Source organism: Nocardia aobensis NBRC 100429 (assembly GCF_000308375.1).
In the GTDB taxonomy this organism is placed as follows: domain Bacteria; phylum Actinomycetota; class Actinomycetes; order Mycobacteriales; family Mycobacteriaceae; genus Nocardia; species Nocardia aobensis.
This window is the reverse complement of sequence record NZ_BAFQ01000075.1, coordinates 16280-41129: the sequence shown is the minus strand read 5'-3', so window position 1 is coordinate 41129 and position 24850 is coordinate 16280. Positions and strand designations below refer to the sequence as shown.

26 protein-coding genes and 2 pseudogenes are annotated in these 24850 nt (G+C 68.4%); 11 read left to right on the top strand and 17 right to left on the bottom strand.

The window, feature by feature from the left end:
- Window positions 1–6 precede the first annotated feature (6 nt).
- Both RJ03_RS10470 and RJ03_RS10465 read right to left on the bottom strand, forming a co-directional pair.
- Window positions 7–1242 (bottom strand): globin domain-containing protein, encoded by a 1236-nt coding sequence (locus tag RJ03_RS10470; RefSeq protein WP_036500720.1) that lies wholly within the window; start codon window positions 1240–1242, stop codon window positions 7–9.
- Between the two features lie 215 nt (window positions 1243–1457).
- Window positions 1458–1940 carry an RrF2 family transcriptional regulator gene (locus RJ03_RS10465; RefSeq protein WP_036500718.1) on the bottom strand — a complete coding sequence of 161 codons (483 nt, stop codon included), beginning with the start codon at window positions 1938–1940 and terminating at the stop codon, window positions 1458–1460.
- A 195-nt stretch (window positions 1941–2135) separates the two neighbouring features.
- Between RJ03_RS10465 and RJ03_RS35555 the strand changes: the two are divergent.
- Window positions 2136–2850: pseudogene (locus RJ03_RS35555) on the top strand (pyridoxal-phosphate dependent enzyme).
- Between the two features lie 10 nt (window positions 2851–2860).
- Here RJ03_RS35555 and RJ03_RS10455 read toward each other — a convergent pair.
- From RJ03_RS10455 to RJ03_RS10440, 4 genes and pseudogenes are all read right to left on the bottom strand, one after another.
- Window positions 2861–3184: a DMT family transporter gene (locus RJ03_RS10455; protein ID WP_036500715.1), complete on the bottom strand. Its 324-nt coding sequence runs from the start codon at window positions 3182–3184 to the stop codon at window positions 2861–2863.
- A 62-nt stretch (window positions 3185–3246) separates the two neighbouring features.
- Window positions 3247–4662: an argininosuccinate lyase gene (gene argH / locus RJ03_RS10450; protein WP_036500714.1), complete on the bottom strand. Its 1416-nt coding sequence runs from the start codon at window positions 4660–4662 to the stop codon at window positions 3247–3249.
- Window positions 4659–5640, bottom strand: a pseudogene (locus tag RJ03_RS10445) (class I SAM-dependent methyltransferase). The gene argH and the pseudogene RJ03_RS10445 overlap by 4 nt, the downstream one beginning before the upstream one ends.
- Window positions 5641–5770: 130 nt before the next feature.
- A complete protein-coding gene (locus RJ03_RS10440; protein WP_030518242.1) occupies window positions 5771–6973 on the bottom strand; it encodes an argininosuccinate synthase in 1203 nt (400 codons plus the stop codon).
- 309 nt (window positions 6974–7282) lie between these two features.
- Here RJ03_RS10440 and RJ03_RS37060 point away from each other — a divergent pair, with 309 nt between their 5' ends.
- Window positions 7283–7450 carry a hypothetical protein gene (locus tag RJ03_RS37060; protein ID WP_157163392.1) on the top strand — a complete coding sequence of 56 codons (168 nt, stop codon included), beginning with the start codon at window positions 7283–7285 and terminating at the stop codon, window positions 7448–7450.
- On the opposite strand, the gene RJ03_RS10435 is transcribed toward RJ03_RS37060, so the two are convergent.
- Both RJ03_RS10435 and RJ03_RS10430 read right to left on the bottom strand, forming a co-directional pair.
- Window positions 7420–7989, bottom strand: a complete 570-nt coding sequence (locus tag RJ03_RS10435; RefSeq protein ID WP_051024534.1) for a maleylpyruvate isomerase family mycothiol-dependent enzyme — start codon at window positions 7987–7989, stop codon at window positions 7420–7422. The genes RJ03_RS37060 and RJ03_RS10435 overlap by 31 nt on opposite strands.
- A gap of 47 nt (window positions 7990–8036) precedes the next feature.
- Window positions 8037–8651 carry a TetR/AcrR family transcriptional regulator gene (locus RJ03_RS10430; RefSeq protein WP_036500712.1) on the bottom strand — a complete coding sequence of 205 codons (615 nt, stop codon included), beginning with the start codon at window positions 8649–8651 and terminating at the stop codon, window positions 8037–8039.
- Between the two features lie 72 nt (window positions 8652–8723).
- Here RJ03_RS10430 and RJ03_RS10425 point away from each other — a divergent pair, with 72 nt between their 5' ends.
- Both RJ03_RS10425 and RJ03_RS10420 read left to right on the top strand, forming a co-directional pair.
- Window positions 8724–9593 (top strand): NmrA family NAD(P)-binding protein, encoded by an 870-nt coding sequence (locus RJ03_RS10425; RefSeq protein ID WP_036500711.1) that lies wholly within the window; start codon window positions 8724–8726, stop codon window positions 9591–9593.
- 173 nt (window positions 9594–9766) lie between these two features.
- Window positions 9767–10573, top strand: coding sequence for an SAM-dependent methyltransferase (locus RJ03_RS10420; RefSeq protein WP_036500710.1), 807 nt, complete (start codon window positions 9767–9769; stop codon window positions 10571–10573).
- Window positions 10574–10583: 10 nt separating this feature from the next.
- Here the strand turns inward: RJ03_RS10420 and RJ03_RS10415 are convergent, their stop codons facing one another.
- Window positions 10584–11138 carry a TIGR03086 family metal-binding protein gene (locus tag RJ03_RS10415; protein ID WP_036500708.1) on the bottom strand — a complete coding sequence of 185 codons (555 nt, stop codon included), beginning with the start codon at window positions 11136–11138 and terminating at the stop codon, window positions 10584–10586.
- A gap of 77 nt (window positions 11139–11215) precedes the next feature.
- Here RJ03_RS10415 and RJ03_RS10410 point away from each other — a divergent pair, with 77 nt between their 5' ends.
- A complete protein-coding gene (locus RJ03_RS10410; protein ID WP_036500707.1) occupies window positions 11216–11818 on the top strand; it encodes a TetR/AcrR family transcriptional regulator in 603 nt (200 codons plus the stop codon).
- 39 nt (window positions 11819–11857) lie between these two features.
- On the opposite strand, the gene RJ03_RS10405 is transcribed toward RJ03_RS10410, so the two are convergent.
- Genes RJ03_RS10405 through argC form a run of 6 tightly spaced genes read right to left on the bottom strand, consistent with a single transcriptional unit; the run spans window position 11858 to window position 17849 of the window.
- Window positions 11858–12331, bottom strand: coding sequence for an arginine repressor (locus tag RJ03_RS10405; RefSeq protein ID WP_030518235.1), 474 nt, complete (start codon window positions 12329–12331; stop codon window positions 11858–11860).
- A gap of 59 nt (window positions 12332–12390) precedes the next feature.
- Window positions 12391–13329 (bottom strand): ornithine carbamoyltransferase, encoded by a 939-nt coding sequence (argF, locus tag RJ03_RS10400; RefSeq protein ID WP_036500705.1) that lies wholly within the window; start codon window positions 13327–13329, stop codon window positions 12391–12393.
- Window positions 13330–13331: 2 nt separating this feature from the next.
- Window positions 13332–14609, bottom strand: a complete 1278-nt coding sequence (locus RJ03_RS10395; RefSeq protein ID WP_036500703.1) for an acetylornithine transaminase — start codon at window positions 14607–14609, stop codon at window positions 13332–13334.
- Window positions 14606–15541 (bottom strand): acetylglutamate kinase, encoded by a 936-nt coding sequence (gene argB / locus RJ03_RS10390; RefSeq protein ID WP_051024533.1) that lies wholly within the window; start codon window positions 15539–15541, stop codon window positions 14606–14608. The genes RJ03_RS10395 and argB overlap by 4 nt, the downstream gene beginning before the upstream one ends.
- A complete protein-coding gene (gene argJ, locus RJ03_RS10385) occupies window positions 15538–16755 on the bottom strand; it encodes a bifunctional glutamate N-acetyltransferase/amino-acid acetyltransferase ArgJ (protein ID WP_036500701.1) in 1218 nt (405 codons plus the stop codon). The genes argB and argJ overlap by 4 nt, the downstream gene beginning before the upstream one ends.
- Entirely contained in the window at window positions 16752–17849 is a 1098-nt protein-coding gene (argC, locus tag RJ03_RS10380; RefSeq protein ID WP_036500754.1) for an N-acetyl-gamma-glutamyl-phosphate reductase, read from the bottom strand. Before argC ends, argJ begins: the two co-directional genes overlap by 4 nt.
- 283 nt (window positions 17850–18132) lie before the next feature.
- Here argC and RJ03_RS10375 point away from each other — a divergent pair, with 283 nt between their 5' ends.
- The 4 genes from RJ03_RS10375 (at window position 18133) to RJ03_RS10360 (ending at window position 20099) form a co-directional block, all read left to right on the top strand.
- On the top strand, window positions 18133–18885 hold the full coding sequence (locus tag RJ03_RS10375) for a GNAT family N-acetyltransferase (protein ID WP_036500700.1): 753 nt from the start codon (window positions 18133–18135) through the stop codon (window positions 18883–18885).
- Entirely contained in the window at window positions 18876–19100 is a 225-nt protein-coding gene (infA, locus tag RJ03_RS10370) for a translation initiation factor IF-1 (protein WP_223273528.1), read from the top strand. Before RJ03_RS10375 ends, infA begins: the two co-directional genes overlap by 10 nt.
- Before the next feature lie 110 nt (window positions 19101–19210).
- Complete coding sequence (locus tag RJ03_RS34935; RefSeq protein ID WP_051024532.1) at window positions 19211–19636, top strand: SRPBCC family protein; 426 nt, start codon at window positions 19211–19213, stop codon at window positions 19634–19636.
- Window positions 19629–20099, top strand: coding sequence for a MarR family winged helix-turn-helix transcriptional regulator (locus RJ03_RS10360; protein WP_063820355.1), 471 nt, complete (start codon window positions 19629–19631; stop codon window positions 20097–20099). The genes RJ03_RS34935 and RJ03_RS10360 overlap by 8 nt, the downstream gene beginning before the upstream one ends.
- 314 nt (window positions 20100–20413) lie before the next feature.
- Here RJ03_RS10360 and RJ03_RS10355 read toward each other — a convergent pair whose 3' ends face one another.
- Complete coding sequence (locus tag RJ03_RS10355) at window positions 20414–21511, bottom strand: hypothetical protein (protein WP_157163391.1); 1098 nt, start codon at window positions 21509–21511, stop codon at window positions 20414–20416.
- A gap of 674 nt (window positions 21512–22185) precedes the next feature.
- On the opposite strand from RJ03_RS10355, the gene RJ03_RS10350 reads away from it, so the two are divergent.
- The gene (locus RJ03_RS10350; protein WP_157163390.1) at window positions 22186–22629 is read left to right on the top strand and encodes a hypothetical protein; all 444 of its coding nucleotides are present in this window, start codon (window positions 22186–22188) and stop codon (window positions 22627–22629) included.
- A gap of 71 nt (window positions 22630–22700) precedes the next feature.
- Here the strand turns inward: RJ03_RS10350 and RJ03_RS10345 are convergent, their stop codons facing one another.
- Complete coding sequence (locus RJ03_RS10345) at window positions 22701–23048, bottom strand: hypothetical protein (protein WP_036500695.1); 348 nt, start codon at window positions 23046–23048, stop codon at window positions 22701–22703.
- Window positions 23049–23308: 260 nt separating this feature from the next.
- Here RJ03_RS10345 and RJ03_RS10340 point away from each other — a divergent pair, with 260 nt between their 5' ends.
- Entirely contained in the window at window positions 23309–24841 is a 1533-nt protein-coding gene (locus RJ03_RS10340; protein ID WP_036500691.1) for an acyl-CoA synthetase, read from the top strand.
- Window positions 24842–24850: the final 9 nt, after the last annotated feature.

Sequence of the window (24850 nt, the reverse complement as noted above, 5' to 3'; positions counted from 1 at the left end):
GCCGGCTCACAGATCCAGCAACCAGTCGTTGGGGGCGAACAGTTCGAAGTGGACCCGCTCGTCGGCCACGCCGGCGGCCTTCAGCTGCGCCCGCGCCGCCTGCAGGAAGCCGGTGCCGCCGCACAGGTAGATCTCGGCGCCCGCGGGCAGCTCGATGCCGGTCAGCGACAGCAGGCCCGCATGCGCGCCGGCGCTGGGCTCCTCGTACCAGACGTGCAGTTCGGCGTCGGGCAGACCGGCGACCAGATCGGCCTGGGTGCCGCGCAGCGGGTGCGTGGACTCGGCCCGGTCCGCGTGCAACGCCAGCACCCGGCGCGGCGATCCGGTGGCCGCGAGATATTCCAGGATTCCGACCATCGGGGTGACGCCGATGCCGGCCGAGATGAGCACCAGCGGTGTCCGCGCGGCGGTGTCGATGGTCAGATCGCCGAACGGCAGCGTGATCTGCAGCCGGTCGCCCACCTCGACGTCGGTGTGCAACCACGACGACACCTCCCCCTCGGGCCGGTCACCGACGGCGGTGACACGACGCACCGCGAAGGCCAGCCGACCGGCACCGGGCGCGTTGACGAGGCTGTACTGGCGCAGCTGGCGGGCGCCGTCGGGCAGGTCGGCGCCGACCGAAACATATTGTCCGGAAAGGAATTCGGGAAGCGGCGCGGCCGCGTCGGCGGATTCCACGACGAAGGTGACGGTGTCGGCGGGATCCTCGATACGCTGCACCACCCGGACCTCGCGGAAGACCGCGCCCGGTTCGACACCCGCGCCGGAGTACAGCTCGTTCTCGAATCCCATCAGGGTGTCGGCCATCAGCCAGTAGACCCGGTCCCAGGCGGCCGCCACCTCGGCGGTGACGGCCTCGCCCAGCACGTGCACGATCGCCGCGAACAGATGCTCGTGCACGACCGGATACTGGTCGGGCACCACCCCGAGCGAGGCGTGCTTATGGCCGATGCGGGCCAGCAGTTGGCGCGGATGCGGCAGGTTCGGATCGACGAGGTGGGTGGCGAATGTGGCGATCGAGGCGGCCAGCGCGCGCTGCTGCTCCCCCTGGGCCTGATTGCCGCGATTGAACACGTTACGTAGCAGATCGGGGTGTGCGGCGAAGAGGCGGCGGTAGAACTCGGCGGTGATGTCGTCGATCCGCGCCCCGATCACCGGCAGGGTCGCCCGCACGATCTCGGCGTGGTGTGGTTCCAGTTCGGCGATGGTGTCCAGGGCCGATGTCGACGCGGTCGTCATGGTGAAACTCCTCTTCGAGCAACAATTCCGGTGAATCACCGGACGAATTCCACGGTAACCATTTCCGGTGTTTCGAATCCAATTCCGAGGCCGTGTGTTCAATTACGGCTCCGGTTGCGGATTATGTTGTCCGCGCCACATTTTCGTCCCGATACAGCGAAATGCGCTGTTACGCCGAAGATGTTGGCGCACAGCGCAGTACGAAGAGGTGCGAATCAGGAGACGGCGGGGACATCGGCTGCGAAACCGCCCAACGGCAATGCCGGCGACGCCGACAGATGCAGTAATTGCTGCGTCCGCCGATCGACCAGATCGCCGAGGGTGTAGCGGTCGAGTTCGCGATAGAACGACTCCTGCGCCTCGGCCAGTATCCGCCGCAGGCGACACGCCCCGGCGATCGGACAGGGATGGTCGCCCACGCAGTCGACCACCTCGGCCGCGCCTTCGAGGCCGCGCACGATCTGCCCGACGGTGGCGGCGCGACCGGCGTCGGTGAGGAAGATGCCGCCGGCGCGACCCCGCTGCGAGGCCACCAGCCCCAGTTCGGAGAGTTTGGTGACGGCCTTGGCGACGTAGTGCTCGGAGGCGTTGACCTGCCGGGCGATCAGCTTCGCGGTCACGCGCTCCTCGGCGCCGCTGCTCACCGCGAGCCGCATCATCGCCCGCAGCCCCAGATCGGTGAAGCGCGACAACTGCATTTTCCCAGGCTACTTAATTCCGCCTTTCGAAAGCGCATTCAGCGGTGTGGGGTCAATTACCCCGCCTCGTGCCGATTTTGCGGCCCGGCTCACACCCGCCGCTCGTGCGTCCGGCTACCCGGATTCGCGGCGACCGTCTGGCAGCATGGCCGCATGGAGCTGATCGGATTCGATCGCATCAGCGCGGCGCAGAAGATGCTGGCGCCCGTCATCCGCCGCACCCCCGTCATCGCCTCGCGGGTCCTGTCCGAGCGCACCGGCGCCGATGTGCGGCTCAAATGCGAGAACCTGCAGCGGACGGGATCGTTCAAACCGCGCGGCGCGTACTTCCGCATCGCCAATCTCGCCCCGGAGGAACGCACCCACGGTGTGGTGGCCGCGAGCGCCGGCAATCATGCGCAGGGAGTCGCTTGGGCCGCAACGACTTTGGGTATCGCCTCGACGGTGTTCATGCCGGTCGGAGCGCCGCTGCCGAAACTCGTCGCCACCCGCGCCTACGGCGCCACCGTGCATCAGGTGGGCGAGACGGTGGACGAGGCGCTGCTCGCGGCCCAGGAATTCGCCGAGCGGACCGGGGCGACGCTGATCCATCCGTTCGACCATCCCGATATCGTCGCAGGCCAGGCGAGCGTCGGTCGCGGCCCTGCTGAGCCTTCCGGCCGAGGAACTGCGCCTGCGCGGACCGGTCTGCGCGATCATCTCCGGTGGCAATGTGGACCCGATTCTGCTGACCCGCATCATCGGCCACGGACTCAGCACGGGCGGGCGCTACCTCGCCGTGCGGATAGCCGGTCTGGCCATCGACGAAGTGGAGGTGCAGCTGACCCTCGAGACCCGCGGCCCCGCCCATCGCGATGATGTTCTCGGCGCGCTCGAGCATGCGGAATACGCTGTGCGCGTCCAGGATTGAGCTACCCGCGTCAGTGCGCGCCGCCCAGTTCCAGCGCCAGCACCCCGGCGATCAGGAGCCCGATGCCGCCGATCTGCACGGCCGAGAGCGGCTCGTCGAGGAACAGCGCGCCGATCGTGGCGACCAGCGCCACCCCGATCGCCGACCACACCCCGTAGGCGACGCCGACCGACATCCCCCGCTTCAGGGCCTGCGACAGGAAGAGGAATGCCGCCACGTAGCCGACCACCACGACGATCGAGGGCACCAGCTTGGTGAATCCCTCGGACAGCTTCAGCGACACCGTCGCCGACACCTCGGTCACGATGGCCAATCCGAGAAAGAGGAACATCATGCGCGCACGATATCCGGCGGGGGTTGAAGGGCCCGCACGGTCCGGACCCACGGGCCGCTGGTTCAGCTCAGCCAGGTGCGGGCGTCGGCGGCCGTGGTGCGGACCTCGCCCAGCTGTTCGGCGACCCGGACACCGGCGGTACCACCGCGGGAGTTGCGGGAGGCGATGGACCCCTGCACCGTGAGCACCTCGCGCACCTGCGGCGTCAAGGCCGGGTCCACGGCGGCGAACTCGGCATCGGACAACTCGTCCAGGCCGACGCCCCGCGCCTCGGCGGCGCGCACGCACGCCCCGGCCGCCTCGTGCGCCACGCGGAACGGAACACCTTGGCGCACCAGCCATTCCGCGATATCGGTGGCCAGGGTGTATCCGGCGGGCGCCAATTCGGCCATCCGCTCGGTGTGAAAGGTCAGGGTGGAGACCAGACCGGCGATGGCGGGCAGCAGAAGTTCCAGCTGTGCCACCGAATCGAACAGCGGCTCCTTGTCCTCCTGCAGATCCCGGTTGTAGGCCAGCGGTTGCGCCTTGAGCGTGGCCAGCAGACCGGTGAGGTTGCCGATCAGGCGACCGGCCTTACCGCGGGTCAGCTCCGACACGTCGGGGTTCTTCTTCTGCGGCATGATCGACGACCCGGTCGACCAGGCATCGGCAAGGGTGATGTAGCCGAATTCCGGTGTGCTCCAGATGATGATCTCCTCCGCCATCCGCGACAGATCGACCGCGATCATCGCGAGGACGAAGGCGGCCTCGGCGGCGAAGTCGCGCGCGGAGGTCGCATCGATCGAATTGGCCGCGGCGGCATCGAAATCCAGATCGGCGGCGATCGCTTCGGGGTCGAGGCCCAGCGAGGAACCCGCGAGTGCGCCCGAACCGTACGGGGAGATCGCCGCGCGCTTGTCGAAATCGCGCAGCCGGTCCACGTCACGCAGCAGCGGGTGCGCGTGGGCGAGCAGCTGATGGGCCAGCAGCACCGGCTGGGCCGCCTGCAGATGGGTCTTGCCGGGCATCACCGCATCCGGATGCGCCGCGGCCTGCTCGACCAGGGCGTCGACGACCTCGAGCACGCCGAAGGCGATGCGGCGCACCGCATCACGCAACCACATGCGGAACAGAGTGGCCACCTGATCGTTGCGCGAACGCCCCGCGCGCAACCGGCCGCCGAGTTCGGGGCCGACCCGATCGATCAGACCGCGTTCGAGCGCGCCGTGCACGTCCTCATCGGATTCGGCCGGGGTGAACGCGCCGGAGGCGACATCGGCCGCGAGCCGGTCGAGCCCGTCCAGCATGCCCGCCAGATCGGTCTCCGACAGCAGTCCCGCCTTGTGCAGCACCCGAGCGTGGGCCTTGGACGCGCGAATATCGTGGGGCGCCAGCGCCCAGTCGAAATGGGTCGATTTGCTCAGCGCCGCCATGGCGGCGGCGGGGCCGGAGGCGAAACGCCCACCCCACAGCGCGCCCTCGTTGGTGGCTTGGCTCATCGGTTCTCGTCTCCTCGTGTGGCGGTCATCAGAATGTGGTGGTCCAGTTCGGCGCGAGCGGCCTCGGGCTGCGCACGGCCGTGGTCGATCAGGAGGGTGACCGGATCGCCGGTCGTGACGGCCCAGCCGCGCGCGGTGAACCATTCGCGCGGGTCGGTGCGGCCCTCCCACGGGTACCAGAGTTCTTCGAGGTTCAGCGTGATCCCGGCCTCGGCGAGCAGTCGCTTGCGACGCTCCCGCGCCGTGCGCAGCGCGGGCGAATCCTCGCGCCGGCCGCGCCCGATGTTCAGGGCGATCCGGCTGCCGGGCGCGCTGAGCGCCGCGATATCGCCGAACAGCCGGTCCTGTGCCTCGCCGGGCAGGTAACGCAGCAGCCCCTCCGCCAGCCAGGCGGTCGGCGCGGTGGGATCGAAACCGTTGTCCCACAACTCCTTCGGCCAATCCTGGCGCAGATCCACGCCGATCGCGCGCCGGTCGGCGGCGGGTCGCACGTCGGCGAGCACGGAGTTCTTGAACTCCAGCACCTTCGGCTGATCGATTTCGAAAACCACGGTGCCGGAGGGCCATTCGAGCCGGTAGGCGCGGGCATCGAGTCCGCTGGCGAGAATCACGACCTGCCGGATACCGGCGGCGGAGGCGGCGGCGAAGTACTCGTCGAAATAAGACCGTGCGAGCGATGAGCATCGCCGCCAGCGAGCTGTAGCCGGTTTCGCCTGGCCCGTCCGCACCGGAACGGTCGTCGCCGGAGTCTGCCGTGCCCTCGCTCCCTGCGGGATCGGCACCGCCCGATGCCGCCCCGATCCGAGCGCGCATGATGCGGCTCCAGCCCGACCCGGCGGCCTCGACCAGACGCGCGGCGTAGGGGTCGCGGAACAGCGCATCCGGGCGCCGGGTTTCGGCCGCCCGCATCGCCGCCACACCGAGGGCGGTCGCGCCGACACTTTCGGTGATATCCCAGCTGTCGTCGTCACTGCGCACGGACATCTCCTCCCGTTGGGGCTGCGCCGCCTTCTACACGATGCGCACCCTGCGGTCGTGCGGTTCCGCCCGGTGGCAGGCTACTCCGGGATCGGCCCGGCCGAATGCTCGACCGGGCCCGCGGCGACGCCTACTTCTTGGACAGGTCCCGGCGCGCGGCGACCTTGGAGGACAGGCCGTGGATCTGGACGAAGCCCTTGGCCAGCGACTGGTCGAAGCTGTCGCCCTCGTCGTAGGTGGCCAGGTTGAAGTCGTAGAGCGACTCCTCGCTGCGGCGGCCGTTGACGACGACGTTGCCGCCGTGCAGCACCATCCGCACCTCGCCGGAGACGTGCTGCTGGGTGTCGCGCACGAAGGCGTCCAGGGCTCGCTTGAGCGGGGAGAACCACAGGCCGTCGTAGACCAGCTCGCCCCAGCGCTGCTCGACCTGGCGCTTGTAGCGGCCGAGTTCGCGCTCGACGGTGACGGCCTCGAGTTCCTGGTGCGCGGTGATCAGCGCGATCGCGCCCGGGGCCTCGTAGATCTCGCGGCTCTTGATGCCGACGAGGCGGTCCTCGACCATGTCCAGCCGGCCCACGCCCTGGCGACCCGCGCGCTTGTTGAGTTCGGTGATGGCCTCGAGCACGCTGACCGGACGGCCGTCGATCGCGATCGGCACACCCTTGTCGAAGGTGACGATCAGTTCGTCGGGCGCCTCGAAGTTGACGGTCGGGTCGACGGTGTAGTCGTAGACGTCCTTGGTCGGCGCGTTCCACAGATCCTCGAGGAAGCCGGTCTCGACCGCGCGGCCCCACAGGTTCTGGTCGATCGAGAACGGCGACTTCTTGCTCACCGTGATCGGCAGCGCGTTCTCCTCGGCGAAGGCGATGGCCTTCTCGCGGGTCCACGCGTAGTCGCGCACGGGGGCGATGACGTTCAGATCGGGCGCGAGCGCGCCGATGCCGACCTCGAAGCGGACCTGGTCGTTGCCCTTACCGGTGCAGCCGTGGGCGACGGTGGTGGCGCCGTGATATTCGGCGGCCTCGACCAGGTGCTTGACGATCAGCGGGCGGCTGATCGCGGACACCAGCGGGTAGCGGCCCATGTAGAGGGCGTTGGCCTGCACGGTCGGCAGGCAGTACTCGTCGGCGAATTCGTCGCGGGCGTCGACCACGATGGCCTCGACCGCGCCGCAGTCCAGTGCGCGCTGGCGCACCACGTTCATGTCCTCGCCGCCCTGGCCCAGATCGATCGCGACGGCGACCACCTCGGCCCCGGTCTCCTTGCCGATCCAGCTGATGGCAACGGAGGTGTCCAACCCGCCGGAATAGGCGAGTACGACGCGATCGGCCATATCTGATGCTCCTCAGGTTCGTGCGTATGCGTAGGTGGGTGCGCGATGTCACCGGTGCGATGTGCCGCCGCTACCCGCCCTCGGACGGCTCACATCAACTACAAATGATTATGCATGATGATGCAATCCCATTCATAACCGGGGGTGGGCATACCACCGGCCGGAGCACCCCGGCGCCCCCGCCGGATCGGACAACTACGGACATTCACCCCGAAACCTCTGGGCCTCAATGAGATTGCCGAAACCGGGTATCACCGATATGTCACCCTGATAGCGAACGGCCTCGGATGCCCCGGGAAAGGCGGACCCATGCTCTCCACGTTTGCAGGTTATTTCGGCACGATCGGATCCGATGTGCTGGCGATCGGCCAATCGGTGATCACCCTCATCTCCGACCTCATCGGCGCGGGCGGCGCGGGCACGCCGGGCGGCGGCCTCGGCGGGAGCTACCCGCCCGGACAGTATCCCCTGGCCTGAGCCGCAGGACGTGAGTTGCGGGCTCGCATGCCGAGTGGTGCGAGCCCGGCACTCATCCGAAGATCGATGGCGTCCGCGGCCACGTCCGGCGCGGCGTGATAGCCGGCCCCCAGGGCGAGCGTGGCGTCCGCCCGGTGGATCAACGTTTCGTGAGTGAAGCGGCGGGCGTAGAAGTCCGTGGTCGGCACGACCGGCACCGGAGTCCAGAGCTCGAGGCCGGGCCCGGCCCGGCGAAGTTCGGCGGACAGATCCGCGGCGCCCTCGGCAAGCCAGCCGCGCAGTTCTTCGGGTTCCTCGTCCAGATATCCGGACAGATCCCGGAACGCGAAGTCGTCCTCCGGCAACGGTTCTCGCACCCGCCCCGCGACCGCCGCCCGCGCCCACCGCTGTGCGCCGCCGAGGTGACGACCCAGCTGCCCGACGGTCCAGCCCGGGCAGCTCGGTACGGGAACCGCGGTGTCGGCGTGCGCGAGCGCGGCACGCAGCAACTCGGTCTGGGCCACGATCTCATCGCAATACCGCTCGAAGGTCAGCGCCATGCGCACACCCTAGGAACGGGCACCGACATGTTCGCGGACCGGACGCGTCAGGACTCGCCGAGAACGCCGGTGACGATCCGGCGAATCCGCTCGTAGTCGGGATCGGCGGGACCCGGTCGCCGGTCGGGCCACTCGCCCGGCGCGTCCTCGATGCCGAACAGAACCGCGGTGAAGCGCGGATGGATTGCGCGAGAGAAGATGTCGTCCACCGCGGCCGGCGCCTCGGATTCGGGCAACTGCCACCGCGCCGCGACGAATCCGGTGAGGTTGCGCCGCGTGGTCGCGAAAATGGCGTCGTAGAAGTCGGCGGCGGCGGCCGGCACCCGCTCCGCCTCGGCGATCACCAGCCGGCAGGTTCGCACCGACTGGACCCACACCACCGACCACAGGAATCCGAGGCAATATCCGGTCACCGCGTCCAGGCGGTCGTCACCGTAGTCCTCGGGAGTCCCCAGCCGGTTCAGATGCAGACCCCGCACGAAGTCGACGACGGCGAGGAACAGCGCGTCCTTGTTCTCGAAATGCGCGTACAGAGTTCGCTTCGAAGTTTCGGCGCGCGCGGCCAGCACATCCATCGACGTCCGCTCGAACCCGACCTCGAGGAAGACGTCCTTGGCCGTCCACAGGATGTGTTCGCGCAGTCGATCGCCACGCCTCGCCATGTGGTCTTCCCTTCCGTCAAAGTAAACGGTACGGTGTAGTTTACTTACATCGCACTCGTTCGGGAGTAGCTCATGATCGTCGTCACCACACCTACAGGCAGTATCGGCCACCAGATCCTCGACCTCGTCGCCGACAGCGACCAGCCGATCCGGGTGATCACCCGAGATCCGGCGCGCCTGGCCCCGCACATCCGCGAGCGGGTCGACGTGGTGCAGGGGTCGACCTCCGATCGCGAGGTTGTCGCCGCCGCGCTGAAGGGCGCCGACACCGTGTTCTGGCTGGTGCCGCCGAATCCGTCGGCGTCCAGCGTCCCCGGGCACGTCCTGGAATTCGTGACGCCGCTGTGCGAGGCGCTCGACAGCGTCGGCCGGATCGTAGCCGTATCGAGCCTGGGTCGCGCAGGCGGCCGTAAAGCGGGCCAGATTTCGGCGATCTTCGCCATGGACGCGCTGATCGAGAGCAGCGGGGTGCATTATCGGTCGCTGTGCCCGCCCGGATTCATGGACAACATGCTCCGGCAAGTCGATCCGATCCGGAACCTGGGGACCTTCTTCGGCACCATCTCCGGCGATCTCCGCGCACCCACGTGCGCCACCCGGGATATCGCTGCCGTCGCGGCACGACTGCTGCTCGACGAGTCCTGGACCGGACAGGACAGCGTGGAGATCCGTGGCCCGGAAGATCTGTCGCACAACGAGATGGCGCGCATCATGTCCGAGGTGCTCGGTCGCTCGGTCGCCTACCAACAGGTCCCGGCGGCCGACTACGCGGCGTCGCTGACGGCACACGGGATGAGCGCGGCCTGGGCGCAGGGCCTGGTGGATATGTCGGCCGCGGTCGAGGACGGCCTCTACGACACGCCGCGCACACCGGAGTCCTACTCCCCCACCGGTTTCCGGCAGTGGTGCGAGGAGGTGCTCGCCCCGGCCGTCGCCGGCTGATCCGTCCGATTCACGTCGCAGGTCCGGAATGTCGGCGGAATCGGCGGGCTGCCGCGTCCGGTTCGGCCAATCCCATTGATCGCCAACATGTTCCGGTCGGCCGGGAATCCGTGCATGAGCGCTTGGTTTCGAATACCATCCGAACGACACGATCCCGCGCCGACAGGACTGTGATGACCGCATCCGACAGCAATGCGACCTCCGATGCCGAGGCGCCCAGCAGTGCCCGCATCTACGACTACGCATTGGGCGGCAAGGACAACTACGAAGTCGACCGCCGCGCCCTCGAGCAGGTCATGGAGGGCTTTCCGACGGTCCGGATCGCGGCCCGGCACAACCGCCAGTTCATGCATCGTGCGGTCGGCGTCCTCGCCGACGCCGGAGTGAAACAGTTCCTCGACATCGGCACGGGCATCCCGACCGAACCCAATCTGCATCAAGTGGCACAGGAGCGGGCGCCGGAGGCCCGCGTGGTGTACGTCGACCACGACCCGGTGGTGCTGGCTCACGCGCGTGCCCTGCTCGCGGGATCGCCCGAGGGCCGCACCACCTTCATTCGGGCCGACCTCACCGATCCCGAGGCGATCCTGTCGGCACCGGAATTGCGCGAGACCCTCGATCTGGCCAGTCCGGTGGCGTTGAGCCTGGTCGCGGTGCTGCATTTCCTGTCCGCCGACCAGAATCCGGCCGGCGTGCTGAAGACCCTGCTCGACAACCTCGCGCCCGGCTCGTTCGTCATCGCGTCACACATCACCGCCGATCTGGACCCGGAAGGGATGGACCGGGCGCTCGAGATGTATCGCCGCAGCGCCGTCTACGCGCAGGCTCGCACCCGCGACGAATTCACCGCCTTCTTCGACGGCCTCGAACTGCTCGATCCGGGCGTGGTCGCGGTGAACCGCTGGCGTCCCGGCATCGAACCCCCGTCCTGGCTCGACAAGCAGGTCAACTGCTGGGGCGCGGTCGCCCGAAAGCCGTAGCGCCGCACGCTCACCCGCGCCAGTCCGGATCGCGGCCGAGGAGGGCCACGATGGCGTCCAGCGGCGGGCGGGATCGGTCCTCGGCCAGCCGGGGGCGATAGGCGCCGCCCGGGCCGTTGAGCGGACTGCCGGGCGCGGTGATCGAGCGTGCGATGGGCAGGGCCGCGGTCAGCAATCGCGCCGGCACCGGGCAGGGACGGCGCAAAGCCCGGGCGAGATCCCAGCGGTGGGTGAGCATGTCCACCAGATGGACGCCGAGCACGTGTTCGATGGGCAGCGAGCCCGACCGCGGCAACGCGACCACCTCGCCGGAACGCTCCATCGCGGCGATCCACCGGGCGGTGATCTGCGCGAACACCTCGCGCGGATCGTCCACGCCGTCGAGCGTGGTCCCGAGCACGGAGGCGTTGACCGCCTCGTGCCGCTCGTTCATATGGGCGATCAGGTCGGCGACATTCCATCCCGCGCACGGCGTCGGCGCGGCGAGATCCGCGTCGTCGAGTGTGACCACGTCGTGGCCGATCAGGGCCAGAGCCATCGCGTCCAGCCGCAGAAGTTCGCTCATGACAACACCTTTCAATTTTTAGCGAACGCGCGTTCGCCAAATGACTATAGCGAACGATCGGCCGCTATGCTGAGCTCATGTCTCCTCGCCGTTCCGCCGCGGACGCCGCCCACACCCGTGAGCGCATCATTTCGGCCGCGGTCGACCAGGCCTCGCTGATCGGCGTGGAGGGGGTGACCATCGGATCGCTCGCCGAGAGCCTGGAGATGAGCAAGGCCGGGGTCGTGGGGCCCTTCGGATCGCGTGAACAGTTGCAGCTGAGCGCATTGGAACAGGCCGGGACGATCTTTCGAGCGGCGGTGATCACCCCGCTGGACGGGTTACCCCCGGGCACCGAACGGCTGACGCGTCTGATCGACAACTGGATCGGCTATCTGGCCGAATGCCCGTTTCCGGGAGGCTGTTTCGTCACCGCGGCCTCGACCGAACTCGACGGCCGGCCGGGGGTGCTCCGCGACCGCCTGCGCGCGTATGTGGAAAGCGCCCGCGCAGCGCTGAAATCCGAAATCGTTGCGTACCAGGCGGAATCGAATGGGCCTCATCGTCGGGTCGACGAGCTGGTCACCACGGTCATCGGCATCACGATGGCGGTCAACCAGGAAATACAGCTACTCGACGATCCCCACGCCGCCGAACGCGGGAGGGCGGCACTTCGAGCGGCCGTGGGGCTGACACCGTGACGCACACGTACCAGGCGGGTCGATCCCCGATTCGGCCGTCTATGCCAGGTGTTCGATCTTCGCGGCCAGTTCCGCACCCGTCATGGGTTCGCGGGCGATCACCGCGATGGTGTCGTCGCCGGCGATGGTGCCGACCACTTCGGGCAGGGCCGCGCGGTCGAGCGCGCTCGCCAGGAAGTGCGCCGCGCCCGGCGGCGTGCGCAGGACCGCGAGGTTACCGCTGTGATCGGTGGAGACCAGCAGATCGCCGAGCAGTTTCGAGAGCCGGGACGTACCGCCGGTGACGCCGCGCACGGGGCTGCCGTCCTCGGGAACGACGTAGATTCCGGCGCCACCGTCGGCCGCGCGCAGCTTCACCGCGCCGAGCTCGTCCAGATCGCGCGACAGCGTGGCCTGGGTGGTTTCGATACCCTCGTCGGCGAGCAGGGCCGCCAACTCGGTCTGGCTGCGAACCGCGTTGGCGGACAACAGTTCCACGATGCGCTGCTGGCGCCCGGCGCGGGTGCGCGCGATGGCCGGGCCGGTGCGCGGACCCTCCGATCCGGCAGCCGACCCGTTCGCTCTCGCCGTGCTCACGCCGCACCGCCCGATCGTCGCTCCAGCAACCACACCAGCAGCGCCTTCTGCGCGTGCAGCCGATTCTCGGCCTCGTCCCACACCACACTGTGCGGCCCGTCGAGCACCTCGTCGGTGATCTCCTCGCCGCGATGCGCCGGAAGGCAGTGCAGTACAACCACATCCGAGGCGGCGTGGCTGAGCAGCTCGGCGTTCAGCTGGAACGGACGGAACGGGCCGACCCGGTCGAGGCCGTCGTTCTCCTGTCCCATCGAGGTCCAGGTATCGGTGACCAGGGCGTCGGCGCCGGTGGCCGCCGCGACCGGATCGTCGGTCAGGGTGATCGTGGCGCCGGTTTCGGCGGCCCGTTTGCGGGCGGCCTCGAGCACCCAGTCGTAGGGCCGGAAACCCTCGGGCGCGGCGATGGTGACGTCCAGCCCGGCGGTGACGCCGCCCAGCAGCAGCGAATGCGCCATATTGTTCGCACCGTCGCCGAAGTAGGTGAGTTTGCGGCCGGCGAGCTCGCCTTTTTGCTCCCGCAAGGTCAGCAGATCGGCCAGCACCTGGCAGGGATGGAATTCGTTGGACAGCGCGTTCACCACCGGAACCGTTGCCGCCGAGGCCATCTCGTCGAGCCGATGTTGTTCGAAGGTCCGCCAGACGACGGCGTCGACATAGCGCGAGAGCACCCGGCCCGTATCGGCGAGGGTTTCCTCACGGCCCAGTTGGGTGTCGCGACCGTCGACGACCACCGCGTGCCCGCCCAGTTGCGCGATGCCCATCTCGAAGGAGAATCGGGTGCGCGTGGAGTTCTTCTCGAAGATCACACCCACCCCGCGCGGCCCGTCCAGCGGCCGCCGGGAGACCGGCGCCGCCTTCAATTCCGCTGCCAGCGCGAGGATTTCGGCCTGTTCGGCGGGCGTGACGTCGTCGTCACGCAGGAAATGCCGCACCATGGTCACTCACTCTCCTGGGAAGCCGCGTCGAGGATGCCGGGCAGATCGGCGAGGAAACCCTCCGCCTGCGCCTCGGTCAGGATCAGCGGCGGGGCCAACCGGATCACATTCGGCTTCGGCGGGTTGATCAGATAGCCGGCGGCGCGCGCGGCCTGCTCGACCTTCGCCGAAACGTCCTGGGTCAGTTGGATTCCGATGAGCAGCCCCGCGCCGCGCACGTGGTCGATCAGCGGATGGCCGAGGTCCTCGATGCCGTCGATCAGCGTCTTGCCGACCGATTCGACATGGGCCGCCAGTCCCTGCTCGTCGATGGTCCGCAGCACCGCCAGCGCCGCCGCGGCGCTGACCGGATTACCGCCGAAGGTGGTGCCGTGCAGGCCGGGAGTGAGCAGCTCCGCCGCCGGGCCCTGCGCCAGCACCGCGCCGATGGGCAGGCCGCCACCGAGACCCTTGGCCAGGGTCATCACATCGGGCACGATGCCCGCGGCATGATGGGCGAAAAACGGTCCGGTGCGGCAGATTCCGGTCTGCACCTCGTCGAGGATCAGCAGCGCACCGTGCTCGGAGGTGATCCGGCGGGCCTCGGCCAGATAGTCCAGCGGCGGCACCACCACGCCGCTCTCCCCCATGATCGGCTCGAGGAAGACTGCGGCGGTATCGGAATCCACCGCGGCGGCCAGCGCCGCGGCGTCGCCGTAGGGCACGTGCACGACACCGGGGGGCATCGGCTCGAACGGCGCCCGCTTCGACGGCTGTCCGGTCAGCGCGAGCGCGCCCATGGTGCGGCCGTGGAAGGCCTCGTCGCAGGCGACGATCTTGTGCCGTCCGGTGAGGCGTGCGATCTTGAACGCCGCCTCGTTGGCCTCGGTACCCGAATTGCAGAAGAACGCCCGGCCGTGTCCGATGCGGCCCGATCGGGGGCCCTCCGTGGTTACGCCGGCTGCCTCCTCCGGGCCCTGACCGATCGGGCCGTGTCCGTCACCGAAATGTGCGAGCAGCTTCTCGGCCAGTTCCAGAACCGGTTCGCTGACATACAGATTCGAGACGTGGCCGAGGGTGCCGAGCTGCTGGGTGACGGCCTCCAGAATCGCCGGATGGGCGTGGCCCAGGCTGTTGACCGCGATACCGCCGAGGAAGTCGACGTACCGGTTGCCCTCGGCGTCGTACACGACCGCGCCCGAGCCGCGCACCAGCGCCACCTTCGGGGTGCCGTAGTTGTTCATCAGCGCGGACGACCACCGCTGCTGCAACTGCTCCGTACTCGTGACGTTGTCGCTCATGAGTTTGTCGTTCCTGCCGTCTCGGGAGGGGTCACCATCGTTCCGATACCTTCCCCGGTGAACAGTTCCAGCAGTACCGCATGCGGCACCCGGCCGTCGATCACGTGCGCGGTCGGGACGCCGGCCTCGACAGCGCGCAGGCATGCCTCCATTTTCGGCACCATGCCCGCGTCCAGGCTCGGCAGCAGTGCGGCCAAGGCGTCGGTATCGATATGGGTGGTCAGCGACGAGCGGTCGGGCCAATTCGTGTACAGGCCTTCGACATCGGTGAGCACCACCAGTTTCTCCGCGCCGATGCCCTGCGCCAGCGCCGCGGCGGCGGTATCGGCGTTGATGTTGTGTACCACGCCGTCGGCATCGGGCGCGATGGTCGACACCACCGGAATGCGCCCGGCGCGAACGAGATCCAGCACCGCGTCCGGATTGACGGCGGTGACGTCGCCGACCAGGCCGATATCGGTCTGCTCGCCGTCGACGGTGACGGTGCGGCGGGTGGCGGTGAACAGCCGCGCGTCCTCACCGGAGATGCCGACCGCGTACGGGCCGTGCGCGTTGATCAGCCCGACCAGTTCGCGGCCGACCTGACCGAACAGCACCATCCGCACCACATCCATCACCTCGGGGGTGGTGACGCGGAAGCCGCCGCGGAATTCGCCCTGCAACCCGAGCTTCTTCAGCATGGCGCTGATCTGCGGGCCTCCCCCGTGCACCACCACGGGATGCACGCCGACGGTGCGCAGGAACGCCATATCGGCGGCGAAGGCGTGTTTGAGGGTGTCGTCGATCATGGCGTTGCCGCCGTATTTGACGACCACGATCTTGTCGCGGAACTTCTGCAGCCACGGCAGCGCACCCGCCAGCACGTGCGCCTTGTCCAGTGCCGACAGATCCTGAGTGGTCACCGGAATCTCCGGTGTCGCTTCGGTGGTCATGAGCTGTAGGCCGAATTCTCTTCGACATAGCCGTGCGAGAGGTCGGTGGTGCGCACGGTGGCGGTGCCCTCGCCGAGGCCCAGTTCCACCAGCACCGCGATATCGGGACCGGACAGATCCACCTCTCGGGCGCCGGGAGCTCCGGTTCCGTTGACGCACACCGGATTTCCGTTGAACGACACGGTGACCCGATCGGGATCCAATTCGATGGGCGCGATGCCCACCGCGGCCAGCACCCGGCCCCAGTTCGGGTCGGAACCGAAGAACGCCGTCTTCACCAGCGAGTCGCGGGCGACCGCGCGGGCGGCGATCAGCGCCTCGTCCTCGCTCACCGCCCCGGTGACGGTGATCTCGACGCGCTTGGTGACGCCTTCGGCGTCGGCCATCAGCTGTGCGGCGAGGTCGTCGCAGACCGCCAGCACCGCGGCGTCGAGTTCGTCCTGGCTCGGAGTGACGCCGCTGGCGCCGTTGGCCAGCAGCAACACGGTGTCGTTGGTCGAGCAGGAGCCGTCGACGTCGAGCCGGTCGAAGGTCAGCCGGGTCGCATTGCGCAGCGCCGTATCCAGCTGCTGCGGGGTGGCGGCGGCGTCGGTGGTGACCACCACGAGCATGGTCGCCAGGGACGGGGCGAGCATGCCCGCTCCCTTGGCCATCGCGCCGACGTTCCATTTGTCGGCGTGGTGGAACGCGGCCTGTTTGGGCACGGTGTCGGTGGTCATGATGGCGTGCGCGGCGTCGGTGCCGCCGGACAGGCCGCCCGCCATCTCGTGCACGATCTCGGTCACACCGGGCAGCAGTTTGTCCATCGGCAGCCGGTCACCGATCAAACCGGTCGAGCAGACCGCGATTTCGCCCGCCCCGGTCTCGGTTCCCCAGTTGCTCAACGCTTTCGCCAGTTCCTCGGCGGTGGCATGGGTGTCCTGGAATCCGCCCGGGCCGGTGCAGGCGTTGGCGCCACCGGAGTTCAGGATCACCGCGCGCAGACGCCCGCTGGTGAGCACCTGCTGCGACCAGAGCACCGGCGCGGCCTTCACCTTGTTGCGGGTGAACACGCCCGCGGCCGCATAATCGGGCCCCTCGTTGAAAACCAGTGCCAGATCGAGCTTCCCGTTGGCTTTGATGCCTGCTGCGATGCCGGCGGCCCGGTATCCGAGCGGTGCGGTCACACCCTGGGTGCGGACCAGTTTGCCGCCGGCGATATCGGTGTCGGTCACGGTGCCACTCCTACGGTGGAAAGTCCGGCGGTCTCGTCGAGACCGAGAGCGAGATTCATCGATTGCACCGCGGCGCCCGCGGTGCCCTTGGTCAGATTGTCGATCGCGCCGATCACCACCAGCGTGCGCGCGGCGGTGTCGACGGCGACCTGCAGGGTGATGGCGTTGGAGCCGACCACCGAACCCGTCTGCGGCAGTACGCCTTCGGGCAGCAGGTGAATGAACGGTTCGTCGCCGTATGCCTTGTCGTACACCGCGCGGGCGGCGGCGAGGTCGGCCACCGCACCCGCGGCGTCGGGGCGCAGGCGTGCGGTGCAGGTGGCCAGGATGCCACGCGGCATCGGGGCCAGCACCGGCGTGAAAGAGACTGCGACATCGCCGATCTCGACGCCCGTGGCCGCGGCCGCGGCCTTCAGGTTCTGCGCGATCTCCGGCGTGTGCCGGTGTGCGCCGGCGATGTTGTAGGCGCGGACCGAACCCATCACCTCCGAACCCAGCAAACCCACATCGAGTTTGCGGCCGGCGCCCGAGGTGCCGCTCACCGCGACCACGGTCACCTCCGGTTCGACGATGCCCGCCCCGACCGCCGGGGCCAGGGCCAGACTCGACACCGTCGGATAGCAGCCCGGGACCGCGATGCGGGTGGCCCCGCGCAGCTGTTCGCGGGCGCCGGGCAGCTCGGGCAGACCGTAGGGCCAGCTGCCGGCGTGCGGGGATCCGTAGTAGGTCTCCCAGTCCTCCGGATCGGTGAGCCGGAAGTCGGCGCCGCAGTCGATGATCACCGTGGACTCCGGCAGCTGCTGCGCGATGGCAGCCGACTGGCCGTGCGGCAGCCCGAGGAACACCACGTCGTGCCCGGCCAGCACCTCCACCGTGGTCGCTTCGAGCACCCGATCGGCCAGCGGCAGCAGATGCGGCTGCGACTGCGCCAGCTTGGTCCCGGCATTGGATCCCGCGGTCAGCGCCCCGATCTCGAGGCGCCCGGCTCGGTACTCCGGATGCCCCAGCAGCACACGCAGGACCTCACCGCCCGCGTATCCGCTCGCACCAGCTACCGCGACCCGCACCACGGGCCCACTCGAGGTATCCGCCATGTGATGATTATGCACGATCATGCAAGCTCATTCACGAGCGGGGTGCGGGACGTCGTCGAGGTGGCATATTCACCGCAGATTGCGCGGTGAATAGCGGCGGCTCGGAAAATGGGTTGGCGGCGGATAGTCGAGTTGATAGCCTCATGCGGTCCGACCTGATCACGCGAGGGGGTGAGTCCCATTTTCACGGCATTCCTTGGGCGCTCCCCGTTCTCACGATCGGACGTTTGACGCACGTCGTCATCGGGAGTGCTCGTCCGAGCGATCCCGAGAGGGGACGACAATGCATTCTTCCGAACTCATGGTGACGCGCATCGCGGACCGGCAGTGGCATGCGCTGACCGGCGACCGGCTGGTCGGTCGTGGTGAGGCGTCACCGCGGCCCGATGGGCGACTGTTTCTCAGCATCGACTCCTGGCAGGACGAGGCCTTCGATCGCCTCGTCGGCGCCATGCTGTCCGAGCTGCCGAAACCGCTGTACACGCTGGTCGACGAGGCCGATCTCGAGCTGACCACGCAATGGCGCCGGGCGGGTCTCGCGCCCCGGCGGCGCGAATGGGAATACCGGGTTCCCACCGATCCTGCGATCGCAGGACTCGATTCGGCACCGCCGCCGGACATCGAGATCCTGAATTTCGGTGCGGCCGAAGCGCATTCACTGCGCGAACTGGACCGTACCGTACGCGCCGAAGTCGAGGCCACCGCCGGTTGGCACACCATGCCGGCCGAGGTGATCTCCCCACCGATCGATCCGGCGAATTACGTAGTGGCGGCCCAAGCCGGCCGGTACATCGGGTGGTGCCGGGTGGCGCAACCGACTCGGCTGCCGCGCATCGGACTGGTCGCGGTCCGCGCCGACGCACGCCGGCACGGCATCGCCCGCGCCCTGCTGGGCCGGGCGCTCAGCTCGCTGCACCGTGCCGGGAAAACCTGGGCAGCGGCCGAAATCGACGAATCCAACGCGCCGGCCACCACCCTGTTCCAGGGCATCGGCGCCGAGCGGTCGAACAGCACGCTGGAGTTGGTGTGGCGATGAAGAAGGGAGCGATCGAAGTTCAGGGGCATGTCGTGGAATGCCTGCGTAACGCGACATTCACGGTGGAACTCCCCAACGGCCACCAGGTCCTGGCCCACCTGTCCGGAAAGGTCCGGATGAACTACATCAAGATCCTCCCGGACGATCGGGTCCTGGTGGAGCTGAGCCCCTACGACCTGACCAGGGGCCGAATCCTGTTCCGCTATCGGAGTTAGCGCCAGGACAGGACGGCGAAGTCCACCTATCCAGCGGAAATCAGCCACGATCTAGATTTGTTGCTGCAACAACAGTTATTGTTGTTGCAGCAACAAACTGGAGGCGGCCCATGATGTACTCGTTCACCGAAGAAGCCGTAATAGCAGGCGATATCGACCGGATCTGGGCGGTAGCCACGGACGTCGCGCGCTGGGCCGAATGGGATCCGCACGAGGAGAAGGCCCGCCTCGACGGGCCGTTCGTCCCGGGAACCAAGGGGTGGGTGAAGCCCAAGGGAGCACCCGCGGGGCCGTTCACGATCGTCGCGGTGGAACCTGGCCAGTCGTGGACCAGCGAGGCGGGCCTGCCGTTCGGCAAGTTGCGGGGCCGGCGCACCTACGAGCCGCTCGGCGACGGCACGGTGCGGGTTTCCGAGAACGTCGAGGTCCACGGACCGATGGGACCGCTGTTCAAACTCATCTGGGAAAAGGGAATGCGGGCGGATATGCCGCGCACCTTCGCGGCCCTCGCGGCGGAAGCGGCACGGCGTGGCTGAACGACCGACGCGGGCAGTACCCCAGGGTCCGCTCCTGTCCCCTGGGTTCTGGTTGCATCACGCCGCCCTCGAGTGGCGAGCAACGCTGGAACGGAACCTGCGCCCGCTCGGGCTGACGCCGACTCAATTCAATCTGCTGGCCTCCACCGGATGGTTGGCGCGCCACGGCGCACGCCCCACTCAGCAGCAGGCGGCGGATATGGCGGGCACCGACCGGATGATGGCGTCGCGGGTAATCCGTGTCCTGGAGGAGCGCGGCATGCTCCGGCGCCACCCGGACCCCGCCGACGCCCGTGCCTTCCGGCTCGAACTCACCGCCGCGGGAAGAGATTTGGCGTCCGCGGCTATCAGGGTCGCCGTAGACACCGACGAACAGATCTTCGGCGCCCATGGCGATCAGCTGCGCGAACACCTCCGGCCGATCGCCGCCCACCGGGTACCGGCAGAACGGCCGACCGAGTGAGACGGCACCGCGCAACCTGATCCGGCAGGGGCGGAACGGACGCCGCGCCCCCACGCGGAATCTTCTCCGCGGCTGAACTATTCGTGCAAACCTCCGCGACAATGGCGGAAAACCGCAAAAATCCACGAGGTTTGCACGATTAGTTCACCGTCCCGCCGACAATCGCGCGTGGTGCGCCGGGTCGAAACCCGCGGGGCATTCCGACCGTCTCGCGCCGCGCGCTTGGAGTGCGGCTCCGGCGGCCCGGACACCCATTAGCCGTTCGGTGTTTCGCACGGGACGGCCGTCTCCTCCGCCACACGCGCGGCCCCGCTTCACTGTTGAGGCAGATGCGGTTCCGAAGGCGGCGCGCCACTCGGGCCCGCATGGATGGCGGGAGCGGACGATGAATCGTTGCCGCCGGGCTGTTCCGGTGTGGATGCGTAACCCGGTTGCGGACCCGCAGCGCCCGCGGCCGGTGCGGCGGCCTGGTGAGCTTCGGGCGATGGCGTACCGGCTTGGGGCCACGGCGTGCCGGCGGCGTACGGACCGGCGATCGGGTGCGGACCGGCATCGACGTTCGGATCTCCCTGGGCATCCGACGGAGCGAGCGGGTAGTCCGGCGCTCCCGGATAGGCCGGCGTGGGGGCACCCGGATAGCCGGGAGCAGCCGCGCCCGGATACGACGGCCAGCCATGAGGCGTGGGAGCGGATGACGGAGACTCGAGGACCGCGTGGATCGCGGGAACCTGATAACCGGGCGTACCGCTCGGGTAGGCGGGAGACGCGACAGGATAGCCCGGTGTTGCTGCGCCGGGATACGCCGACCAGGGCTGCGGTGCGGGAGTCGGCGGTGACATATGGGTGCCGGGATGAGCTGTCGCGCCCGGATGGAGCTCCACGCCGGGGTAACCGGGGCCAGGTGCCGGCGGGGTGTCCGGCTTCCCGACGAGCAGAGCTCCCACAGCCGTGAGGATCGCGACGGCCGTGGGGATGACCAACCAGTTTCCGCTGTCGGACAGGGGCATGTAGTGGACGAAGTAGGCGGTGAGGACCTCCTGCGCGGTCGCGATGAACACGGCACCCGAACCCAGCGATGTGATGACGCGGACCCGTCGGTGACGGGAGCCGGTGGAGGCGAGCAGAATGCCGCCGACCAGGGCGGTCAGCGAGCACACCCAGAACACGATGACATGCGCGCCGTTTCCGTATTCCCAGAAGCCGTAGCCGTGCGCGGATATCAATCCCCATATAGAGTGCGCCGCACCGAGAATGGCCGCTACCGCTGAGGCGACGCCCGCCACGACATCGGCGACAGCACGGTTACCCGCAGCTTCAGGACGCGAGAACGACGGAGCGCCAGGGTAATTCGGTGGCACACCCCAGCCCGGTGGTTGCGGTGCGGGATATCCGGGCTGGTACGGGTTCACCATAGGTCGGAGCTCCTTGTCGACATCGCTTGTGGCTCAGCCTAAGCGAGCGCCGAGGTCCGCGCGGGTTCACCGGCATACGCGCCGGTTCCGTCGCGGCGACGGTCGCGGCCGCGGAATCGCCGACACGGCTGTAGCCCGACCCACATCCGGCGGGCGGGTACCTGGACGGCGCGGGTACCTGGACGGCGACGACGAGCGACCGTGGATCGCTGTCACCTTCGCCGAGCAATGGTGTCGCACCGGGCGGCCCCGCCTCGAACGCGGGCCGCGTGACGAGGAACTCCAGTTGGCGGTTTGCGCCCGCTGGGCCGCCGGGAGACTCGCCGCCCGGGGACTGATCGAATGCCGCATGGCAGCCGCGACAGCGCACCAACGAGACGCCCGGCGTGGTGCGCCGAACTCCTCGTTCGAGGTCCACTCGCCGGATGCTGTTTGCCAGGATCACCGATAGCGGCGGTGAGTACTGCAGGCAGCACGCATCGCGCCCCGATCGGCGGCGGGATCTGGAGCGAGCATCTGTCGGTTACGAAATCCGCAGCACCTGGTCGACCGGCGGTTCTCGTGGGTGCTGAGAATCGATGGATTGCCGATTTCCAGACAGATGTCTAGTCTGGTGTCCGGGCGAGCGCGATATGCCGATGAGTGGCGCAGCGCCGGACCGGAAGAGGCTGATCGTGTCGAAAGTTCCCACCCGCGAAGCGCGGCTCGCACATGCCACTCGACATGCCGGGTTGTGGAACGCCGGCCGCAAGGACGAATGGGTGGCCTCATGGCGCACCATGATCCCGGCCGGAGTACGTATGTTCGACCCGGTCGGCACGGAGGAGAAGACCGGTTTCGACACCGTCACCACCCACGCGTGGGATCTGTTCCAGAGCCTGCTGCGGATCACCATGCTGACCGTGCAGGTCAACGGCGACGAGATGGCCTGGGTGTGCGAGAACCGATTCGGCACCGGTGACGACATCATCATGGTCCACAGCATCGAGACCTTCGCCTGGGACGCCGACGGCAACCTGCTGATCAAGACCTACTACCCGATGCCCGAGCACATCGGCGCCGACGCCGACCCGTACGCGCACATCCTCGACGGACAGCCAGGCGGTGCCAACTCGTAGACTCCCCCACCGGGTCGTGGCCCTGCGTCGTGGCGCCGTCGACGGGACGCCGACGCCGCGACGGGGGCGGGCTAGGTCGACGCCAAGCACACCATCGGCTGGAGCACAAAGTTGTTGCCGGCGTTCGCATCCGGCGTCGTGCTCGTCACCCGGGCGGTGATCGGTTCCAGCGTGCGCGCGGTGCCGACCGTGTATTTGGCGATTTCGCCCGGTGCCAGCGTGGGTTTGATGACGGATCCGGACGGGCCGAACGGCGTCCAATAGGTCACGGCCACATTCTCCGCGGTCGCGGTGCCGATATTGCGGACGATCACCTGCAACGGCGGCGGAAAGCCGGGCAGCGCCCCGCCGCAGTAGGTGTACACCTCCACATCGGCACCGGCCGGATCGGCATGTGCCGCAACGCCCAACCCGGCCATGGTCGACGGACCTGTTATGCCCCCAAATACCTGGGCGCGAGGACAGTGCCGACCGAGCGCGCACTACGAACCGCGTGGTTTCGCCCACTCGGAGGCGGCCCCCGCCAGTTTGGCGATAACTCACGAATCGTCGTTCACTTTCCGCTATCGTCGCGCTCGTCGGGACGGTGTCTCGGCGGGGCCGGTGTCGCGGCGGCGAGGCAGGTCCCTCTCGACCGGCGGTCGCGTCCGGGCCGTCGGCGGTGTTGTGGAGGAGCAGGATGTACCCCGGTGCGCATGTCGATCGTTTCCCTGATAAACCGGCGGTCGTGCTGGCCGAGAGCGGTGCGGCGCTGACCTACCGCGAACTCGAGGAGAACTCGGTTCGCCTCGCGCGCCACCTCTACGATGCGGGCCTGCGCAAGGGCGATCACGTCGCGCTGCTGTCGGGCAATACGCTCGAGGTGTACGAGGTCTACTGGGCGGCGTTGCGATCCGGCCTTTACATCACGGCCGTCAACCGGCACCTGTCCGCGGACGAGATCAGCTATATCGTCAACGATTGCGGCGCACGGGCGCTCATCGTGTCGGCGGAGCTGGCGGATGTCGCGCAGCGGGTGGTCGCGCAGACGCCCGAGGTCGGGATCCGGCTCGCCTTCGGCGGACCTGTTCCCGGATACGACTCGTACGACAAGGCGCTGGCCGCATCCTCTGCGGAGCCGCTGCCGGATCAGCCGCGTGGCGCCGACATGCTGTACTCGTCAGGCACCACCGGCCGCCCGAAGGGCATCAAACATCCGTTGCCGGATCGTCAGGTCGGCGACGCGCCGGGTGACACCTACACCGCGGTGTTCGGCCCGCTCTACGGATTCGACACCGACACCGTGTACCTGTCGCCGGCTCCGCTGTATCACGCCGCGCCGTTGCGGTTCGGCGGTGTGGTGCACGCTCTCGGCGGAACCGTGGTGGTGCTGGAGCGCTTCGACGCCGAACAGGCCCTGGCCGCGATCGAACGCTATCGCGTCACCCACAGCCAGTGGGTGCCGACGATGTTCGTGCGCATGCTGAAACTCGACGAGAGCGTGCGTGCCCGCTACGACGTCTCGAGCATGCGGGTCGCCGTCCACGCCGCCGCGCCGTGTCCGGTGGAGGTGAAGCAGGCGATGATCGACTGGTGGGGGCCGGTGCTGCACGAGTACTACGCCTCGACCGAAGGAAACGGCGCCACCTTCATCGACAGCGAGCAGTGGTTGCGCAAACCCGGCTCGGTCGGGCCCGCGGGCCTGGGCGCGGTTCGCATCTGCGACGACGACGGGCGCGAATTGCCCTCCGGCGAGATCGGCACCATCTATTTCGAACGCGAGGAAGTCCCGTTCGACTACCACAACGATCCGGAGAAGACCGCGAAGGCGATTCACCCGGATCACCCGACCTGGACCACCACCGGCGATATCGGCTACATCGACGCCGACGGGTTCCTGTTCCTGACCGACCGCAAGGCGTTCATGATCATCTCCGGCGGGGTGAACATCTACCCGCAGGAAATCGAGGACGCCCTGGCCCTGCACCCCGACGTCCTCGATGTGGCGGTGATCGGCGTGCCCGACGAGGAGATGGGTGAATCGGTGAAGGCGGTCGTCCAGCCCGCACCCGGCGCGGAGCCGGGACCCGAACTGGCGCAACGACTCCGCGACTTCCTGCGCGAGCGCATCGCCCACTACAAGGTGCCGCGCAGCGTCGATTTCGCCGACGAACTGCCCCGTACACCGACGGGAAAACTGGTCAAGGGCAAGTTGCGCGAGCAGTACGTGTGAGGGTCGGCC

Excerpts from the sequence above, each read along its gene's own strand:
- RJ03_RS37060 (WP_157163392.1), top strand. The coding sequence starts at position 7,283 with ATGCTCTCCACGTTTGCAGGTTATTTCGGCACGATCGGATCCGATGTG.
- RJ03_RS10355 (WP_157163391.1), bottom strand. The coding sequence starts at position 21,511 with ATGGTGAACCCGTACCAGCCCGGATATCCCGCACCGCAACCACCGGGC.
- RJ03_RS10455 (WP_036500715.1), bottom strand. The coding sequence starts at position 3,184 with ATGATGTTCCTCTTTCTCGGATTGGCCATCGTGACCGAGGTGTCGGCG.
- RJ03_RS10375 (WP_036500700.1), top strand. The coding sequence starts at position 18,133 with ATGCATTCTTCCGAACTCATGGTGACGCGCATCGCGGACCGGCAGTGG.
- RJ03_RS10395 (WP_036500703.1), bottom strand. The coding sequence starts at position 14,609 with ATGAGCGACAACGTCACGAGTACGGAGCAGTTGCAGCAGCGGTGGTCG.
- RJ03_RS10435 (WP_051024534.1), bottom strand. The coding sequence starts at position 7,989 with ATGGCGCTGACCTTCGAGCGGTATTGCGATGAGATCGTGGCCCAGACC.
- argC (WP_036500754.1), bottom strand. The coding sequence starts at position 17,849 with ATGGCGGATACCTCGAGTGGGCCCGTGGTGCGGGTCGCGGTAGCTGGT.
- RJ03_RS10410 (WP_036500707.1), top strand. The coding sequence starts at position 11,216 with ATGTCTCCTCGCCGTTCCGCCGCGGACGCCGCCCACACCCGTGAGCGC.
- RJ03_RS10415 (WP_036500708.1), bottom strand. The coding sequence starts at position 11,138 with ATGAGCGAACTTCTGCGGCTGGACGCGATGGCTCTGGCCCTGATCGGC.
- RJ03_RS10420 (WP_036500710.1), top strand. The coding sequence starts at position 9,767 with ATGACCGCATCCGACAGCAATGCGACCTCCGATGCCGAGGCGCCCAGC.
- argH (WP_036500714.1), bottom strand. The coding sequence starts at position 4,662 with ATGAGCCAAGCCACCAACGAGGGCGCGCTGTGGGGTGGGCGTTTCGCC.
- argF (WP_036500705.1), bottom strand. The coding sequence starts at position 13,329 with ATGGTGCGGCATTTCCTGCGTGACGACGACGTCACGCCCGCCGAACAG.
- RJ03_RS10440 (WP_030518242.1), bottom strand. The coding sequence starts at position 6,973 with ATGGCCGATCGCGTCGTACTCGCCTATTCCGGCGGGTTGGACACCTCC.
- RJ03_RS10465 (WP_036500718.1), bottom strand. The coding sequence starts at position 1,940 with ATGCAGTTGTCGCGCTTCACCGATCTGGGGCTGCGGGCGATGATGCGG.
- RJ03_RS10470 (WP_036500720.1), bottom strand. The coding sequence starts at position 1,242 with ATGACGACCGCGTCGACATCGGCCCTGGACACCATCGCCGAACTGGAA.
- RJ03_RS10340 (WP_036500691.1), top strand. The coding sequence starts at position 23,309 with ATGTACCCCGGTGCGCATGTCGATCGTTTCCCTGATAAACCGGCGGTC.
- RJ03_RS34935 (WP_051024532.1), top strand. The coding sequence starts at position 19,211 with ATGATGTACTCGTTCACCGAAGAAGCCGTAATAGCAGGCGATATCGAC.
- RJ03_RS10430 (WP_036500712.1), bottom strand. The coding sequence starts at position 8,651 with ATGGCGAGGCGTGGCGATCGACTGCGCGAACACATCCTGTGGACGGCC.
- argB (WP_051024533.1), bottom strand. The coding sequence starts at position 15,541 with ATGACCACCGAAGCGACACCGGAGATTCCGGTGACCACTCAGGATCTG.
- RJ03_RS10345 (WP_036500695.1), bottom strand. The coding sequence starts at position 23,048 with ATGGCCGGGTTGGGCGTTGCGGCACATGCCGATCCGGCCGGTGCCGAT.
- RJ03_RS10425 (WP_036500711.1), top strand. The coding sequence starts at position 8,724 with ATGATCGTCGTCACCACACCTACAGGCAGTATCGGCCACCAGATCCTC.